Origin of the sequence: Streptomyces sp. NBC_00377 (assembly GCF_036075115.1) — a bacterium.
Lineage (GTDB): Bacteria > Actinomycetota > Actinomycetes > Streptomycetales > Streptomycetaceae > Streptomyces.
Window position 1 is genome coordinate 8,864,695 of record NZ_CP107958.1, and the last position, 16,147, is coordinate 8,880,841.

Annotated in this window: 14 protein-coding genes and 1 pseudogene; 8 read left to right on the forward strand and 7 right to left on the reverse strand. The window is 69.6% G+C overall.

Features of this window, described 5'->3' with window-relative positions:
- Window positions 1-221: 221 nt before the first annotated feature.
- The 4 genes from OHS71_RS39405 to OHS71_RS39420 form a co-directional block, all read right to left on the reverse strand.
- Complete coding sequence (locus OHS71_RS39405; RefSeq protein WP_328484107.1) at window positions 222-1,055, reverse strand: PIG-L family deacetylase; 834 nt, start codon at window positions 1,053-1,055, stop codon at window positions 222-224.
- A gap of 502 nt (window positions 1,056-1,557) precedes the next feature.
- Entirely contained in the window at window positions 1,558-2,193 is a 636-nt protein-coding gene (locus OHS71_RS39410) for an SMI1/KNR4 family protein (protein ID WP_328484108.1), read from the reverse strand.
- A 341-nt stretch (window positions 2,194-2,534) separates the two neighbouring features.
- Window positions 2,535-2,915, reverse strand: a complete 381-nt coding sequence (locus OHS71_RS39415; protein WP_328484795.1) for an antibiotic biosynthesis monooxygenase family protein — start codon at window positions 2,913-2,915, stop codon at window positions 2,535-2,537.
- A gap of 603 nt (window positions 2,916-3,518) precedes the next feature.
- Complete coding sequence (locus OHS71_RS39420) at window positions 3,519-4,238, reverse strand: DUF4142 domain-containing protein (RefSeq protein WP_328484796.1); 720 nt, start codon at window positions 4,236-4,238, stop codon at window positions 3,519-3,521.
- Window positions 4,239-4,468: 230 nt separating this feature from the next.
- Between OHS71_RS39420 and OHS71_RS39425 the strand changes: the two are divergent.
- Window positions 4,469-5,501, forward strand: a pseudogene (locus tag OHS71_RS39425) (PP2C family protein-serine/threonine phosphatase); the annotation flags it as partial.
- Window positions 5,502-5,596: 95 nt separating this feature from the next.
- Window positions 5,597-5,812, forward strand: a complete 216-nt coding sequence (locus tag OHS71_RS41450; RefSeq protein WP_443047190.1) for an ANTAR domain-containing protein — start codon at window positions 5,597-5,599, stop codon at window positions 5,810-5,812.
- 581 nt (window positions 5,813-6,393) lie between these two features.
- On the opposite strand, the gene OHS71_RS39440 is transcribed toward OHS71_RS41450, so the two are convergent.
- A complete protein-coding gene (locus OHS71_RS39440; RefSeq protein WP_328484109.1) occupies window positions 6,394-6,759 on the reverse strand; it encodes a darcynin family protein in 366 nt (121 codons plus the stop codon).
- Window positions 6,760-6,831: 72 nt separating this feature from the next.
- Entirely contained in the window at window positions 6,832-7,725 is an 894-nt protein-coding gene (locus tag OHS71_RS39445; protein ID WP_328484110.1) for an NAD(P)H-binding protein, read from the reverse strand.
- Window positions 7,726-7,832: 107 nt separating this feature from the next.
- Here OHS71_RS39445 and OHS71_RS39450 point away from each other — a divergent pair, with 107 nt between their 5' ends.
- The 3 genes from OHS71_RS39450 to OHS71_RS39460 all read left to right on the forward strand — a co-directional run bounded on the left by OHS71_RS39450 (window position 7,833) and on the right by OHS71_RS39460 (window position 10,516).
- Window positions 7,833-8,780 carry a LysR family transcriptional regulator gene (locus OHS71_RS39450; protein WP_328484111.1) on the forward strand — a complete coding sequence of 316 codons (948 nt, stop codon included), beginning with the start codon at window positions 7,833-7,835 and terminating at the stop codon, window positions 8,778-8,780.
- Between the two features lie 482 nt (window positions 8,781-9,262).
- On the forward strand, window positions 9,263-9,883 hold the full coding sequence (locus OHS71_RS39455) for a DUF4232 domain-containing protein (RefSeq protein WP_328484112.1): 621 nt from the start codon (window positions 9,263-9,265) through the stop codon (window positions 9,881-9,883).
- 294 nt (window positions 9,884-10,177) lie between these two features.
- Complete coding sequence (locus tag OHS71_RS39460; RefSeq protein ID WP_328484798.1) at window positions 10,178-10,516, forward strand: hypothetical protein; 339 nt, start codon at window positions 10,178-10,180, stop codon at window positions 10,514-10,516.
- A gap of 170 nt (window positions 10,517-10,686) precedes the next feature.
- On the opposite strand, the gene OHS71_RS39465 is transcribed toward OHS71_RS39460, so the two are convergent.
- Window positions 10,687-12,057, reverse strand: coding sequence for a helix-turn-helix domain-containing protein (locus tag OHS71_RS39465; protein WP_328484113.1), 1,371 nt, complete (start codon window positions 12,055-12,057; stop codon window positions 10,687-10,689).
- Window positions 12,058-12,528: 471 nt separating this feature from the next.
- Between OHS71_RS39465 and OHS71_RS39470 the strand changes: the two genes are divergently transcribed.
- The 3 genes from OHS71_RS39470 (at window position 12,529) to OHS71_RS39480 (ending at window position 16,035) form a co-directional block, all read left to right on the forward strand.
- Complete coding sequence (locus OHS71_RS39470) at window positions 12,529-13,467, forward strand: aldo/keto reductase (RefSeq protein ID WP_328484114.1); 939 nt, start codon at window positions 12,529-12,531, stop codon at window positions 13,465-13,467.
- 22 nt (window positions 13,468-13,489) lie between these two features.
- Window positions 13,490-13,840, forward strand: a complete 351-nt coding sequence (locus tag OHS71_RS39475) for a MerR family transcriptional regulator (RefSeq protein ID WP_328484115.1) — start codon at window positions 13,490-13,492, stop codon at window positions 13,838-13,840.
- Window positions 13,841-13,941: 101 nt separating this feature from the next.
- A complete protein-coding gene (locus OHS71_RS39480; protein WP_443047139.1) occupies window positions 13,942-16,035 on the forward strand; it encodes a protein kinase domain-containing protein in 2,094 nt (697 codons plus the stop codon).
- Window positions 16,036-16,147: the final 112 nt, after the last annotated feature.

The window sequence follows — 16,147 nt, forward strand, 5'->3', positions numbered from 1 at the left end:
ACACCGAGAATTGTGAGGCAGGAGAAGGGGCGCGAGCCAGTGCCGCATCAGGCTATGTCGCTGACCCCGTCCACCGTGCGGACGCTGAGTGCGCCGTCCGGCGTGCGTACAGGAGAGGGCGGCGCGGGCCTGGCAAGGCCACGCGCCGCCGCTGCTTCCTTCATTCACAGAGAGTGAGGAGATGAGCTCTTTCGGACGGGACGTCCGGGTGGGTGGTCGGGTCAGCGCAGTCCGCTGAAGAGGTCGTTCTCGGGCACGGCCGCGCCGGTGGCGTCCTGGACGCGTACGAAAGTCTCGACGCCCATGAGCTCGGTGAACCTTTCCTGGCCCATTTTGAGGAAGAAGATGTTCTCTCCCTGGCTGGCGTGGGCGGCGAGCGCATCGTACTTCTGGCCGCCGAACTCGCTGGTGTCCACCCAGGTGGTGATCTCGTCGTCGGGGAGTCCGATCTCGGCGATCGCGGCGGCCTCGGCGGGATCCGGCTCCCGCGCGTCCGCATCGAACTCGCGCATGACCTCCCCGAACCGCTGCATCATCGAGCGGGGCGCCGTCGTCCAGTACACCTTCGGTGTCAGCGCGGTCATCGTCAGCGCCGCCATCGTGATGCGGTTGGCCTGGATGTGGTCGGGGTGGCCGTAGAAGCCGTTCTCGTCATAGGTGACGACCACATCGGGCTGGTAGTGCCGCATGAGTTCCGCGAGTCGTGCAGCGCCCTCCTGCACGGGTGTCTGCCAGAAGGATCCGGGGGCGTCATTGGTCGGCCAGCCCATCATCCCGGAGTCCGCGTAGTCCAGCATTTCCAGGTGACCGACCTTCAGGACTTCACAACTCGCTTCCAGTTCCTGGCGGCGCAACAAGGCGACAGCGGCCGGATCGTGGCCGGGGTCGCCCGGCTTGACGCCTCCCGGTCCGTCACCGCAACCGCCGTCGGTGCATGTCACGAGAACCGTGCGGATGCCCTCCGCCGCGTACCGCGCGAGCACACCTCCTGTTCCCGTGGCCTCGTCGTCGGGGTGCGCGTGTACCGCCATGAGCGTCAAGGGCCGGTCATTCATGTGTCAGGTCCTCCTGTGCGAAAAAGCATCGGTCCGAGTCCGCGGCGGGCACATGAGCGCTCGCCCTTCACCGTCGGATCTCGGATGCCGGACGATGGGGCTCACCGCAGGGCTGAGAGCCCGGAGCGCGGGGGCATCGCCACCTGGTTACCGTGTTCCCCTCCCGCGCGGCACCGACCGGTCTTCGGCCGGTGCAACAACGACGGCCCGACCTGTTGTTCCCGCCGCACACCAGAACGCCCCGGGGCTTTCCCCTTGGCGAAGGCCCCGGCTCGCTGCACCGGGCCCGGGCCCCGGCAGGCCGATGCGCGCGTGCATGAAGACGGGAGTGGTCGCCGTGCGGTTCCCCCTGTGAGGCACGCAGGGCGGCGACGGCCCGGCAGGAACAGGCAGGAGAAGACGCAGCCTGCCCGGGTGCTGGGCGCCCGCCCGTGCCGATCGCGGTGACCGCCGCCTCCGGCGTTCGAGAGCGGGGCGCAGGAGACCGGATCAACTCGGTGATCTACGAACGGATCTCCCATGCGATGCAGGTCCTGCCGGAAGAGTGCGTGAAGGTGGTGGGCCAGTAGTGCATGAACGCAGTGCCCGTTTCCAGAGCGTCTGTCACGGCCTCGACGAACTCGGTCAGGCTCGAGCCCCAGAGAGTGCCCTCCAGATCGCCGGAGCCGATACCCATCTCGAACACGTGTCCGTACGTGAGTCCCGGCCGGTGGTCGATGAACGCGACGCCTCCGTCGTTGGGCAGCGCGAAGGGCACACACTGGTGCAGATGGCCGGCGACGTCCTCTTCGTCCGAAAACTCGGGATCGTCATTGTCCTCATGGAGCTCCACGAGAATCTCGTGCATCGACGCGATCTCAGCGGTGGAGACGAGCCGATGACTCAGCGGCAGAATGTCTCCGGCCGGGAAGACTTCTGACTCAGCTCCGATCTCCGGCTCGGCAACGCCGTTTCTGCGCTCCAGCAACCTCCTGAGCTGGGGATGGAGGGCGAAGCCCAGCTGTTCTTCCACCTCGGCGATCTCAGCGGCGGTTGCCGGAGGCCGAAGCGCGGCGTGATCCGCGGGCGAACGGGAAGCGAGCCACGATTCAAGGCGATCCCACGTCTGATCGAACGAGACAAGATCCGTCGATGTCATGGGCAGAAGATAGACGGCGGGTCTGACAGCGAGGTTGCAGGATGGCAAGTTCCTCCGCTGGGAGCCGGGTACGGTCCTGAGGTACTGCGTCCTGCGCAGGACCTTCCCGGAGCGGGACTGGTACGAGTCGGTCGTCGAGAACATGCGGCATGCCGCCGGCGACTGGTCGGCGACCTGTGGCGTGCAGTTCGAGCACGTCGAGGCCGCCGACGAAAGCGATTCACTGCGGCCGCCGGAAGTCGTCTTCCCGGTACGGCATCTCGACTCAGGGGACCAGTTCATCGCTACCCGGGCAGCTTGGCGGGACGGCGCTTGCCGCACCAGGAGGCGACTTCGGCTGGTCAGCCTGCTGTCGGGCTCCGCAGGGCCTGGGCTCGCATGAACCCGTGGCTCCGTTCCACTTTCGCGACGTGCAACGTGTAGCTCTGGTACCACTCGGCTCGCCCACGCTTTTGCGCTGCTCGGTGCTCGGCGTTGGTCCGCCACTCCGTGAGAGCGTCGGCGTCCCGGAAGTACCCGACGGTGATGCCCAGCCCGCCAGGAGTCTGCGCGTGGTCCATCCCCAGGAATCCCGGGACGTCCTTCACCAGGTCTTCCATGCGGGCGTTGGTCTCGCTGTAGCCGCTCTGTTCCTGGGCTCGCACCGTAGTGAAGACAGCTACATAGTAGGGGGGTTCATAGGCTTCGACGGGCGTGACAGAACCTTCCGGGTGATCGCTCATGGCGTCACCGTAAGGCGGGACGTGCTCAACGATCCAGCGTCTTTCCGGACCGGAATACCTGAAGGATCGCGCTCCGGAGCCCGCCTCCATGACAGGGCCACGGGCCTGCGCCGCCCAGTATGCGCCGTTGAGATCGACGGCGACGACGCTGCGCAAGCCCTCCGGGCGTTCCTTCGGGGCGGGAACCGCCGCGCCTCAGGCGTGCGAGCACGTCGACCAGGCCGTAGGCGCAGCGTGCGATCTCGCAGTTCGGCAGGGTAGACAGCTGCTCGACGGTCCGGATGACCCTGCCGTCGACGCGTTCGACGACCGAGAGGGGCACCCCGAGGACGTCGTCCGCGGACCCGAAGGCCACGACACGGGTCACCGGGACGTCACTGGCCGGCCGGCTGGGCGATGTCCAGCCCCGGGTGCCCGCGCACCAGCGGGTCCAAGCGGCGGACGTGGTCGTCCGGCTCACTGCCAGTCACAGGTTCCTGCCCTCGCAGGATGCCGAAGGGGCGGCCATGCGGGCTGGGGCGAGCCGCGTCTGCGCTGCTGCGAAGCGCCCCCGCCCGACCGCTCCCACGGGTGGGGTGCGCTTCCCGCTGCTGGACGAGCGCTCTATCCGCCGTTGACGGCCGCCCCGTTCATGGCGGGGCCCAGGTCGGCCGGGGTGGACGTGGCGTTCGGCGGCGGGGCCAGAACGACCAGGGGCTGGCCGAGAGGCGGGACCGGCGGAGTCGTGTCGGCCTTGGGGAGCTTGGGCGGGGTGGTCTGGGTGAACAGTGTGGTGTCGAAGTCGACCAGGCCGGTCTTCTCCATCACCGTGATGTGGTCCAGGACGGTGTCGTTGGCCTGGTCGGCCAGGGCGCGCACCAGAGTGTTCTTCGTCGTCGAGCGCACCTTCGCCACGGTGTTGAAGATCGATCCGTGCGTCATGCGCAGGATGTTGGCGAAGTCGACGTCGAACTGCTTGCCCTGGTCGGCCTTGAGGGTGTTGACGAACCCTTCCTGCTGCGGACTGGCGATGTTGGGCAGGACGACGTTCAGCATCGGCGCGATCTTGCGGCAGGTCTCGTCCAGTGCCGCGTGTCCGTCGATCAGGTGCTGGCTGGCGGTGAGCACGCCTTTGCTCTGCCCCTTCTGGAGCCCGATCTGCCCGACCGGATGCTCCCACAGCCCGGCGGCCCGCACCGCCACCACGAAGGCGCGGTCGCTCTCGGTGAACGGCCCCCACTGGGTGTTCGCGATGAGCCGGTCGCCCGAGGTGGACACGGTGTCGAGCCCGAGCATCGAGGGGTAGGCGAGGGCGCTCACCGTGAGGGTCAAAGCACCACCCACGACGAGAGTGCCCAGCGTGTTTCTCGAAAGTGGCACTGTTTCTCCTGCACGGTCGGGGAATCTGACGGTCACTCACTGCCCAGCCGGGGCCGTCGAAGACAAGTACGCGCGTGATGCCGTTCGGGCTCAACCCGTTCCATGAAAAGTTCAAGAGGAGGCAAAAGTCTGCCGTTGCCGGCCTCCCCGCCCTCGGCTCGCCCTTCGAACGAGGCGAGCGGGGCGATCCGGAAGTGGGCCGGCGTCTGCTGCGGGTGAGTGACAAGGGGGACACGCGGGAGCGGCGTGCCGAGCACGTCCCGTTGGCCGGCAGCAGTGTCTACGACGAGGTTCTGCGCACCCAGAAGCTGGTGCGGGCGCCGGGGGAGGTGGGGGGGGCAGCGGGTGCTGGCCCCGGTCACCAACCGGGGCGACACCATCGGGGTGCTGGAGCTGTTCCTCACCCAGGTCACGAAGGACGTGCTGGAGCAGGTCGAGGAGGCGGCGCACGCGCTGGCGTACATCATCGTCACCGACCGCCGTTTCACCGACCTGTACCACTGGGGCAACCGCACACCTCGGTCAGTCTGGCCGTGGAGACCCAGCGCCAGCTGCTGCCCTCGGCCTCCTCCTGCGAGGCCGCCGAGTTCGATCTCGCCGGCGCGCTGGTCCCGGCCTCCGACATCGCCGGCGACACCTACGACTACTCCCTCGACCAGGACACCCTGCACCTGTCCGTCACCGACGCCATGGGCCATGACGTCGACGCCTCGCTGATGGCGACCCTGCTGGTCAACGCCTCGCGCGGCGCCCGCCGTGCCGGAGCGGACCTCGCCGAGCAGGCCCGTCAAACCCATCAGGCGCTCGTCGACCACGGCCGTGCGGACCTTTGCCACCGGCCAGCTCGTGCGCCTGTCCCCGGACGGCAGCCGCGCCCAGCTCGTCAACGCCGGCCACCCCTGGCCGCTGCGGCTGCGCGACGGCAGGGTCGACGAACTGCACCTGGTGGTCAATCTGCCCTTCGGTGTGACCTGGCAGGGCGCCTATCGGGTGCAGGACCTGGATCTGCGTCCCGGCGACCGTCTCCTGCTGCACACCGACGGGATGCAGGAACGCGAGGCGGAGTGCGTCGATCTGCCCGCCCTCCTGCGTGACACCGCCGCCGAGCATCCGCGCGAGGTAGTGCGCGCCACGGTGGGCGCGGTCGCCGACGCCTACGGCGGCCACCAGCCCAAGGACGACGCCACCGTCCTGCGCCTCGACTGGCACGGTCCCCGCGCGAGGGCCCCCGTCAGGCCGCCTCGTCCGGGGAATACCGGCAGGGAGCCAGAGGCGTTGGGAACTCGCCTGCGGTCGACGCCCCCGCGACGGTCGACCCGGCCATCGGTGTTCTCCTCGCGGTTCACGGCGTTTCGCAGGCCGCTGCCCTCGACGTGCTGCGCGAAGTCTCCCGGCGCACCGACATCGACCTGCGTGCGGTCGCGGAAGCCGTGCTCGCTCAGGCGTCGGGGCATCCGCTGCCGGAACCGGTGGGCCCGGAACTGGACGCGGCGGTGCGACGCCGCAAAGCGGGAGACGCGCCGGAGGAGCCCGGGTAGGGGAGGTGCCTCTCCGGGCGGGTGGCCGGCCGGCTCGCGGAGATCCAGTACACCCTGGGTGAAGGGCCGGGCACGGAGGCTGTCCGGTTGCGGGCGCCGGTCTTCGCGGCGGCCGATCCGACGCGGGCCCCGGACACCCGACCGTTGGCCGCTGTTCTCCGTCCAGGCGACCGGGGCGGGCGCTTGGGCCGTGTTCTCGCTGCCGTTGACGGATTCGGGGGAGCCCTGGGCGCCCTGGACGGGATCCCCACGCACGGGAGGTGGATCCTCACGCACGGGAGGCGGCCCGTGCCCACGCCGGGTCGGCGGCCGGGGCGCCACGCGGGCGGTTTCCCGGCATGCGACGCTCCGTCACCTCGTCGTCGTACTCGGGCACCGTTCCAGCAGGGCGACCCTGTGGTCCCGGGCCGCCGCGGCGTCTGCTGAGCGCACCCGGCCCACTGCCCGCCGGTCCGCCACACCTCTACCCGCACGTCCTGTGTCACCTCCTCCGACCGCGCCCGGTAGCCTGCGCGACCACGGTCGCCCGTGGGCTGTCCGCACCCAGCTCGCTCGGAGTGATGCGCGGCTGGGCGAGTGCGTCAGGTGGAGACGGTGGCGACGGGTTCGAGGCCGTAGGTGCGGGCGTAGCCGTTCTCGGTGCCGACGAGGAGGTCGACGACCTCGAAGTAGCGATCCCAGAAGGGGGTTTCGCGCAGGGCGTCGACCAGGAGCTGGTAGGCGTGGTGGTCCACGGCTTCCCACACCCAGACATCGGTGACGCGAGCGGAGTAGAACTCTGTGTCGTAGAAGCGTGACCGGACGCCGGTGGTCTTCGCCTCGATGGCCGGCAGGACCTGGGTGGTGAAGGCGTCGACGCGCTCCTCGACGGTCAGAGAGAGCCACTCGGGGGTGGTCTTGACCAGCATGAACGCGGTGACCGGCGGTTCGGACTTCTCAACGGACAAAGGGTGCCTCCCATGGGGCGGGTGGATGTGGTTCGCCGGGCTCCATGGAGTGCCGGCGCCGGACAATGGGCTTCAGAACACGACGGCGGGCCTGAGGGTCCGGGCGCACCACTCACCGAAGCCGGTGGGGGAGGTCGTGTCCGGGGTGCGGGCGACGCCGGCGTCGAGGCCCGCGTCCTTGGCCCGCTTCATGTCGACCACGCCCTGGACGAACGCCTCGTCGAGGCCGTGGCCGACGAGGGTGGTGTACAGCTCGTCGAGCGACCGGCGTTCGTAGCGGACGGGGCGGCCGAGCTGCTCCGTCATGATGCGCGCGAGATCGTTGGGGGAGAGATCCCGCGGTCCGAGGACCGGGACGCTGCCGGTGCCGGTCCACGAGCGGTCCAGCAGCAGGCCGGCGGCGACGGCCGCGATGTCGGCGACAGCGACGAAGGGGGTCTTGCGGTCGGCGTCGAGGGTGTCGGTGAAGACGCCCTCCTCACGGATCGAGTCGGACTCCTCCAGGAGGTTCTCGAAGAAGGACGGGTTGGCCAGGGCCCGGTAGGCGACGCCGGTGCCCGCGATGAGGTCGTCCATCGCGAGGGAGGCGGTGACGAGGCCGGCCCGGTCGGCGAGCGGGGTGCCGCGGCCGAGCGCGGAGACGCCGACGACATGGCCGACGCCGTGGGCGGTGAGCGCCTTGGCGGCGGGCCGGGTGAAACCGCTGTAGGCGTCCTGCGGGGTCAGGGAGCCATCCGGGGGGACGAGCCAGAAGACGGCGTCGGCACCCTCGAACGCCCGGTCGACGACCCCGGCCTCCGCGTGCGAGCCGGTGACCACCTCCACGCGGCCGCGCACCGCGTCGGGAAGCCGGGCGGGATCGCGCACGATCACGCGCAGTTCCTCGCCCGCGGCGGGGGCGGACTCCAGGAGCCGGGAGAGCAGGTGCCGGCCGATGTTCCCGGTCGGAGCAGTGATGACGATCATGAAAACCTCGCAGGTCGTGCCGGTTCGGTACGTCCCTCATCCTGCTGAGGCTCTCCGTGCTGCCACAATGGGAACTTCGGCACGCAATCATTGACTGAAATGGAATAATGCTGGTGAGCAGCCCGGATCCGGTCATCGACGCCAATCTCGCCATTGCGCTGGACGCTCTGCTGGCCGAGCACAGCGTGACCCGCGCCGCCGCAAGGCTGCACACCTCACCCGCCGCCATGAGCCGCACCCTCGCCCGTCTGCGCCGCATCCTCCAGGACCCCCTCCTGGTCCGGGCCGGACAGACCATGGTTCCCACCCCACGCGCCCAGGCCCTGCGCGAGGAAGCCGCCACGGTGGTACGCAGCCTCGGAGCACTGCTCAGCCCCGGTGTGAACGTCGACCCCGCCGGCCTGCGCAGCACCTTCACCCTGCAAGCCGCGGACCTGGTCGGCGCGGCGCTGGCGCCCGGGCTGCTGCAACTGGCGCAGCGGGAGGCGCCCGGGGTCTCGTTCCGGATCCGGGCCGAAGAACTGGAGGCCGGCCCCGCACTGCGCGACGGACGGATCGACCTGGAGATCGGAGCCATCGACCACGTGGACCCCGAAACCCAGGTCGAAGAACTGGTCAGCCTGCGCATGGTCGCGGGCGTCCGGCCCGGCCATCCGCTCACCGAAGGGACGCTCACCCCGGCCCGGCTCGCTGCGGCCCCACACGTCGCGGTCAGCCGCCGCGGCCGGTTCACCGGCCCCCTCGACACCGCTCTGGCCGAGCAGAGTCTCCGACGGAGGGTCAGCGTCGTCCTCCCCAGTCACCTGGCCGCGATGACCCTCGCCTCTCGCAGCGACATCGTCTGCCTCGTACCCGTCGCATCGCCCGGTGCCGCCCCCTCACCTCTCACCCATGACGCCAGGGCCCTCGGACTGCACCTCCTCGACATCCCCCTCGAACTGCCTCCGCTGACCATCGGCATGGCCTGGCACCCCCGGCACACGGCCGACGGTGCCCACCACTGGCTCCGCAACACCGTCCGCCGGATCCTCTGCACGCCGGACAACAGCCTCTGAGGCCACCGCGGCGAACGCGATCGACACTCGGTGATCATCGCGTCGAAGCCGGTGTCGGTGCCGCCGATGCCGTTGGTGACCCGTCTGTGAGATGGCCGGAACGCGTGGCCCCCACGATGGAGTCGGCGCCCTGCGGGTCGAGGTCGCCGAGAACCTCTACGACCGCGAAGTGGTCTCCCATCCCGGACGGGCATCCCAGGCTCCCTTGTTTTTGCAGGTCAAGGCGGTGGGATCATCCCACTGTTGCAGGTTGGGCGGTGGCTGTTGTCCCAGGCCCACGAGGCAGCCGATGCTGTGGCTGTCGCACCGGCTGAAGCGGCCGACCACCCCACAGCGTCACGACACCTCGCCTCCCCTGTCCGCTGGGACACCCGTCTCCGGCGACAGCCGGCACGCACCTTGATCCGCGGTAACAGGCCGCGGACACCTGCGACTTCATACCGATCTGAAGACCTCATACCGATCAGAAAAGGAACACCCCTATGAACGTGAAGTCCTCTGCGGGCCGCCGTGTGGCCGTGGCCGCGGGTCTCGTCCTTGCCCTCGGGTGCGGAGTGTCGGCACAGGCCTCCGCCACCGGCCCGCGGACGATCACCGCCAAGACCTACGATGCGGCGGCGCACCGCTCGGGAGGCACCGCCGCCAAGGCCGCCACCATCGCCGTCTGCTCCCAGGACGTGCTCGGAGTGTCCGCCGTGAAGGAGCCAGCGGACAGCAAGACGGCCAGGCACCTCCTCCTGATCGTCCAGAACGCCGGCGACAAGAAGTGCAACCTCTATCGCCACCCCCTGGTGCGACTTGGCGCCGACGCCCGGACCACGGTTCCTGTGATCAAGGAGAGCGACCCGAACCCCGGCGTGCCCGTCACCCTCGCTCCGGGTGAAGAGGCGTATGCCGCTCTGCTCGTCAGTGGTGGCGCCAGGGACGAGTACGAGGCCAAGAGCATCACCCTCAGCCTCCAGGGCCGCACGGTCGGCAGCAGCGCGGGCAAGCCGATCGATGTCCCCATGCCGGCCCCCACGTTGTACGCGGACGACGGCCAGCTGGTCACCTACTGGACGACTGCTTCCGGCTTCGCCCTGGATTTCATCATGTCGAAGTGACAGACCTCGATCGGGCCCGGCAGGCGGGGAGAGGCCGATCAGCGATCGGCGGATTCTCCGCCTGGCCGGCAGGAACGTCCGAGGCATGCAGCGGAGCTGCGCGGGCCGAGTCCGGACGGGACGATCCGTAAATGCCTTCAGGGCGTGGGGAGTTCCGGCAGCGGCACCCGCGCACTCCAGGGCTATGCTCCCGCCTGTCATGTCCGTCGCCACTCAGGGACGGACTTGAACAGTTCACCCGTTTATGGAGGTTTGATGAAGTCCGTCATTCGTAAAGTCGCAGACTTGACGGCGGTGACCGTGGCCGTCGCGGCCATGTCGTTGGCCGGCGCGTCCGGCGCCCACGCGGAGGCCCCCACCCTGGGCTGCCCGTACCCCTGGGTCTGCTTCTACGTGGACAACGACGCCCTGCTCGCAGGCACGCCGATGTCGAAGTATCAGGACGTCACCAGTGGCTTTCAGGCGGTCACGCCCCGGCCGCACTACGGGGTCATGAACACCCGGAATGACGACGTGGTGTATCTGCGGCTCCAGGGCGGGGGCTCGATCTGCCTTCCGCCGAACCACTCGACCGTGTTCGCCAGCTCAGCCGTCGTCAACGGGATAAAGATCTCCAGCAGCTCCACCTGCTGAGCCTGTTGCAGGGGTCGGCAGGCGTGCGTGGGCGCGCCCGCCGCTGGGCGACGGGGGCTGCGTGAAGTGCCGCAGCGGGCGGCCGACTTGCCCGTGCGCGGCAAGGCCGCCTGAGTGACCCGTGCCACAGCGGTGCACCCCTCGGTCGAACCGCGCGGCCTGTTGCTGCGTCAATCGGCGGTTTCCGACTCGTCGTAGACGGTGGTCATGGGGACCCAGCCAGAGGGGTTGCGGTACCAGTAGTGCGGTAGCCCCTCGATGCTGGTGGTGCGGAACGGGTGGCCGTGGTCGTCGATGCGCATCGTGCCGGTTCTGCCCTGTGAGGACCAGTCGAGGTCGACGTACCACTCGCAGGTACAGGATTGCGTGCGAGCGGAGAGCAGCAGGATCTCCGGCTCCCGCAGGGACACCCGGTAGGGAAAGCCGACCACCGTGGTCGGTCTGCCCGGTTCGTTGCCGGACATCGGACGCGCCAGGGCCCGCGGCGCGTCGAGGTTCACGGAGAAGTAGCGGGGGATGAGGACGGCGCCGCAGCCCTCGTACATGGAGTAGGCGATGCCCCGGCGGACGGCGGGGACGGTGCGGTTGACCACGCGCACATGCAGTGCCTCAAGGACGACCGCGGCGGACCCGCGTCCCTGCACCGTGATCCGCAGATCGGTGGTGCGTCCGTGCACCGCTTGCTGGGAGGTGGCCCACCCCGCGGCGTCCGCCGGCGTGGGCGGCGGAGGGACCTGCTGCGGTGACTTGTCGATGACGTAGTCATGGTCGCATTCGAGTCGCCAGAGGTGGGAGTCGGCCGTCCAGGTCAGCGGGGCCGCCGGTGGGACCGTACCGGTGCTCGCCCGGTTCCTCTGCTGGCCACCACCGCCGGGCGTGGCCGGCGCCGAGGGTTTCGGCGTGGGGCGGGCGGGAGCGGTCGACTCACCGGCACCGGAAGGACGTCCGTCGGCGGGCAGCGGGCTGCCGTCGCTGCGTGCGGCCTGCGCCGGGGGAGTTGGCGTGATGCGGGCGGAGGCCGACGACCCACCGGCACCGGAGCGGGGTCCGGCAGCGGACGTGGCGAGGCCGGCGAGCGCAACGGCGAACAGGGCCGCCAGAGTTATCGACCGCAGGGCCCGCCGTCGGCCGTCGGGCGAGGCCGACCCCGGGCGCGCGTCGGCATGCGAGGCCGGCTCGGGTGCCTCGGCAGACGCGCTGCTGTGGCTCGCGGACACAGCCGGTGCCGCGGTGCTCGTGGTGGCGTGGGGCATCGGCGCCCGCCGGACCTCGGAGGTGCGTGAGCGTCGCCGTGCCGCGACCGCCAGGATCCAACGGCGGTGCAGTTCCACGCGTTCCTCGGGGGAGGCGCCGCACAGTGCGGCGAACCGCTCGATCCCGGTGAAGTCCAGGGGAACCGCCTCTCCCGCGCAGTAGCGGTGCAGCGTGGAGGCGTTCACGCCCAGGCGGCGGGCCAGTGCCGCGTAGCTGCGGTCCGTGCGCTCCTTCAGACGCCTCAGCAGTAACGCGAACTCCGCTACGTCATCGTGGATTGCTTCCATGTGCTCCGTGCTCGCATCCATCCGTCGGCCTGTGCAGCCATGACCCGATCCGGGACGGCATCCCAGGCGCTCCTCTCACCTGCACGTCAATACGGCTGGGATGGTTCCCGAGTTGCGCCGTCCCTGCCTTCGGCGCCCGGCGCCCGGCGCTCACGCAGCGCTCTCGGCACACGATCGCCGGTCCGGTCACGGCCGGTGACCCTCGATCCACCCCGGCCGCGCCCGACACGTCTGAGGTCCGTCCGCGGGATGCAGTGCGCGGTGCCTCGGACGGCCGGCCGGTCGACGAAACGGGATCGCGCGGAGATCGGCGGTGAGCTGGTCCCGCTTCGCGAGCCGCCGCTTCGGCTCCCCACCGAGCCGGGTGGCGGATACGGGCGACCCCAACTCCGCCCCCAGGGCGGCGGATTTCCCAACCTTTTCCCGGCACGTACTTGATCTGGAGCGCGCTCCAGGTTCGAGCATGGGGACATGAACATCACCGCCCCCCAGATCGTCCTTGGGACAATGGATTTCGGCACCCGTGTAGGTGCTGACCAAGCCTTCGCGATCCTCGATTCCTTCGTCGCCGGTGGAGGAGTGTGGCTCGACACGGCGAACTGTTACTCCTTCTGGGCCGATCCCAGTGGCGTCGGCGGCGCCAGCGAGGATGTCATCGGCTCGTGGCTGCGAGCCCGTCCCGGCGTGCGCGACGCGGTGCGGATCGCGACGAAGGTCCGGCAGAATCCGCTCGTCGCGCACTCCTGGCCGCAGAGCGCCGAAGGACTCTCCGCCCGCGCGGTACACGTCGGCGTCGAGAAGAGCCTGAGACGTCTGGGCGTGGAACACGTCGACATGCTCTGGGCCCATGCCGAGGACCGCACCGTACCCCTGGAGGAGACGGTGGGTGCTTTCGGAGAGGTGGTTGCCAGGGGAACGGCTGTGCGGATCGGGGCGGCGAACCACGCCGCCTGGCGCGTCGAGCGCGCCCGCTCGCTCGCACGGGAGCAGCGCGTGCAACCGTGGACGGCTTTGCAACTGCGCCACTCACTCGTCCAGCCGCGCCCGCTCACCCCGCTCGCGGAAGCCGGCCACCGCATGCTCACCGCCGACGACGTGGACCTCGCGCGGTCGGAGGGACTTGCCGTGTGGTCGTACAGTTCGCTCATGTGGGGTTCCTACGTGCGTGCGGACAAGCCGCTTCCGCAACCCTATGATCATCCCGGGACCACTCGGGTGCTCACCGTCCTGGACGACGTCGCCACGGAGCTTGCGGCCACGAGGAACCAGATCGTCCTGGCATGGCTGATGCGGCAGGGGATCGACCCCATCGTCGGCGCGAGCCGGGTGGAGCAGATCGAGGAAGCGCTCGCCGCGCGCCGTGTGCGGCTCAGCGACGAGCACCTGGCGCGCTTCGCCCGAGCGCGATGACAGCGCGCAGAGAAGGAGCCCCATGACCACCCCCCTGACTCCGGCCGCAGCCGCCGACCACACCGGCGTCTCCCTCGACACGCTGCGCTACTACGAGCGCGAAGGGCTCATCGGCCCGATCCGGCGCACCACCGGAGGGCGCAGGGAGTACACCGAGGAAGACCTCTTCTGGATCGGCCTGGTCACCTGCTTTCGTGAGGCCGGCCTCGGCATCGCGGATGTGCGGGGGTTCGTCGCCATCCTGCGCGCAGAGCATCCGGCGCAGGACCGGGTGGCCTTCCTGCGCAAGCGCCGTGCCGCCCTGGAGCAGCGAGTGGCGGCACTGTCCCGGGCGATGGAGGTCCTCGACGACAAGATCGCGTACTACAGCTGACCAGCGGGCCCTGTACGGAGTTCGCCGGTTCGTTGCCCGATCTCCGCAGGCCATCCAGGCCGCCACCTGGCCAGGAATTCGGTCCAGTCCTCACGCAAGAGGTGCGGATCCAGGGGCTTCAGACGTATCTGGTGCGGCCGGTCGGTCCACCACACCTCGAACTGTGCGACGGCGCCTTCCGTCGGCCAGGCCTGTGTTTCGGCAGGCAGGAGAAGGGCGTCGACGAAGCCACCCACCTCGAGCCCGAGATCCACGAACACGCCGATCGTCCCCGGCCTGGGAACCCGGACGACGGTGCCTGTGAACACCTGCCCAAAGCGCAACTGGGCGCGGATTCGGCTCCACTCGACGTCACTGACCACAGCACATCATCCCACCGCGGAGTTCTTCGGCGCGACAATACCGAGCAGTCGGCAGACCATGGAAAGGGGTGGGATCCTCGGCCGCATCACGGCGCGGAAGTGAAAAGCGCGGAAGTGAAAAGCCATGACGACACCCGATCGTTCCGCACGGTGTTCCCGCCTGCCCGCTCACGACGCGGAAGCGCCATGAGCGGCGACGAGGAGCGGCTGCTCGCTGGTCGGTATCTCCTCCTCGAACAGCTCGGACGCGGCGGAATGGGCACCGTGTGGCGTGCGCGGGACCAGGTGCTCAATCGCGAGGTGGCGGTGAAGGAGCTGACCGTCAGCGGTCTGCCACGCGAGGAGCTCGCGGTGTTGCACGCCCGCATGGAACAGGAGGCCCGGGCGGCGGCGCGGGTCAAACACCCGGGGATCGTCACTGTCTTCGACGTCCTGGAAGAGGACGGCCGGCCATGGATCGTCATGGAGCTGGTCGACGGCCAGTCACTCGCCGACGTCCTTGCCACGGAGGGAACACTGCTGCCGCGGGACGCCGCGCGGCTCGGAACGCAGTTGCTGTCAGCGCTGGATCGGGCGCATCAGCTGGGGGTGCTTCACCGGGACGTCAAACCCGCCAATGTGCTGCTCGAGCGCGGCGGCCGGGTGGTGCTCACCGACTTCGGCATCGCTGTCATGGGCGGCTCCAGCGGCCTGACGCGCACCGGAGACGTCATCGGTTCGCCGGACTACCTCGCCCCGGAGCGCGCGAAGGGCTACCGACCGGGCCCGGAGTCCGATCTCTGGTCCCTCGGCGTGACGCTGTATGCCGCAGTGGAAGGGCAGTCGCCGTTCCGCCGCACCACGACCATGAGCACCTTGCAGGCGGTGGTCGCCGAGGAGTTGCCGGAACCCCGGCGCGCGGGCCCGCTCGCCCCTGTCATAGAAGCACTGCTTCGGAAGGAACCGAACGAGCGCGCGACGGCTGAACAGGCCCAGCGGATGCTGGCCGAAGTGGCGGCCGGGGAGCCGGTGAGCACGCCCCTCCCCGGGGCGGCGGAGCATCCGCCCACGCAGGTGGCGCCACCGACGGACAGCGCTGACAAGAGGTTCCTCAGCCGGGAACCGACCCGGACGACACCGCCCACGCCGGTGCCGTCACAGGGAAGGAGCAAGCGAGCCGGGCCCGACCCGGGGGCATACGACGAGAACCAGGCCGATACGCCGCCGACCATCCGAGTGCCCCCCGGCGACGACCACGCCCCTCCGGGTGACGGGGGTGACGGTCGGCCCAGGCGGCGCAAGTCCTTGCTGATCGCCGCAGCGGCACTGGCGGTGGCGCTGGTGGGTGGCGGTGCCGCAGCCGTGGTGATGACCATCGACTCCCGAGACACCCCGCAGACCGCACCAGGCATCTCGCAGAGCGCGGTCGCTTCGCGGAGCACGGTCACTTCGCATGCCACCGTCACCCGGACGGCTGCGCCAAGTCCTCACCACAAGGCCGGTGATACCCCGACACCGGCACAGTCCAGCCCCGCGTCGACATCAGCCCCTGCGACCACCGCCGTCGCCACACCTCCCCAACGAGTCGTCGAAGGCTACTTCGCTGCCATCAACGCCGGGGACTACGCGCGCGCTTGGGACCTCGGGGGAAAGAACCTGGGCGGGTCCTACGATTCCTTCGTCGAGGGTTTCGCCGACACCGTCTCGGACACGGTCACCATCGAGTCCGTCTCGGGAGACACCGTGGCCATGCAGCTCGACGCGTTGCAGACGGACGGAACACACCAGTTGTTCGCGGGCACGTACACCGTTCGCGATGGCACCATCGTCGCGGCCGACGTCCGAAAGCAATGATGTCTCGCCCGACAGGTGATCGGGGTGCAGGAGCTGCTCGATGAGCGGAACGGCGAGGGCGCGGGTGTGGGCGGCGCTGCGGGTTGTGAGCGGCGGCATACGGCGCCCAGCT

What these genes read in the sequence shown, in the direction of transcription:
- OHS71_RS39455 (WP_328484112.1), top strand. Translation starts at nt 9,263, where the DNA reads ATGAACGTGAAGTCCTCTGCGGGCCGCCGTGTGGCCGTGGCCGCGGGT.
- OHS71_RS39475 (WP_328484115.1), top strand. Translation starts at nt 13,490, where the DNA reads ATGACCACCCCCCTGACTCCGGCCGCAGCCGCCGACCACACCGGCGTC.
- OHS71_RS39405 (WP_328484107.1), bottom strand. Translation starts at nt 1,055, where the DNA reads ATGAATGACCGGCCCTTGACGCTCATGGCGGTACACGCGCACCCCGAC.
- OHS71_RS39470 (WP_328484114.1), top strand. Translation starts at nt 12,529, where the DNA reads ATGAACATCACCGCCCCCCAGATCGTCCTTGGGACAATGGATTTCGGC.
- OHS71_RS39445 (WP_328484110.1), bottom strand. Translation starts at nt 7,725, where the DNA reads ATGATCGTCATCACTGCTCCGACCGGGAACATCGGCCGGCACCTGCTC.
- OHS71_RS39465 (WP_328484113.1), bottom strand. Translation starts at nt 12,057, where the DNA reads ATGGAAGCAATCCACGATGACGTAGCGGAGTTCGCGTTACTGCTGAGG.
- OHS71_RS39450 (WP_328484111.1), top strand. Translation starts at nt 7,833, where the DNA reads ATGCTGGTGAGCAGCCCGGATCCGGTCATCGACGCCAATCTCGCCATT.
- OHS71_RS39415 (WP_328484795.1), bottom strand. Translation starts at nt 2,915, where the DNA reads ATGAGCGATCACCCGGAAGGTTCTGTCACGCCCGTCGAAGCCTATGAA.
- OHS71_RS39410 (WP_328484108.1), bottom strand. Translation starts at nt 2,193, where the DNA reads ATGACATCGACGGATCTTGTCTCGTTCGATCAGACGTGGGATCGCCTT.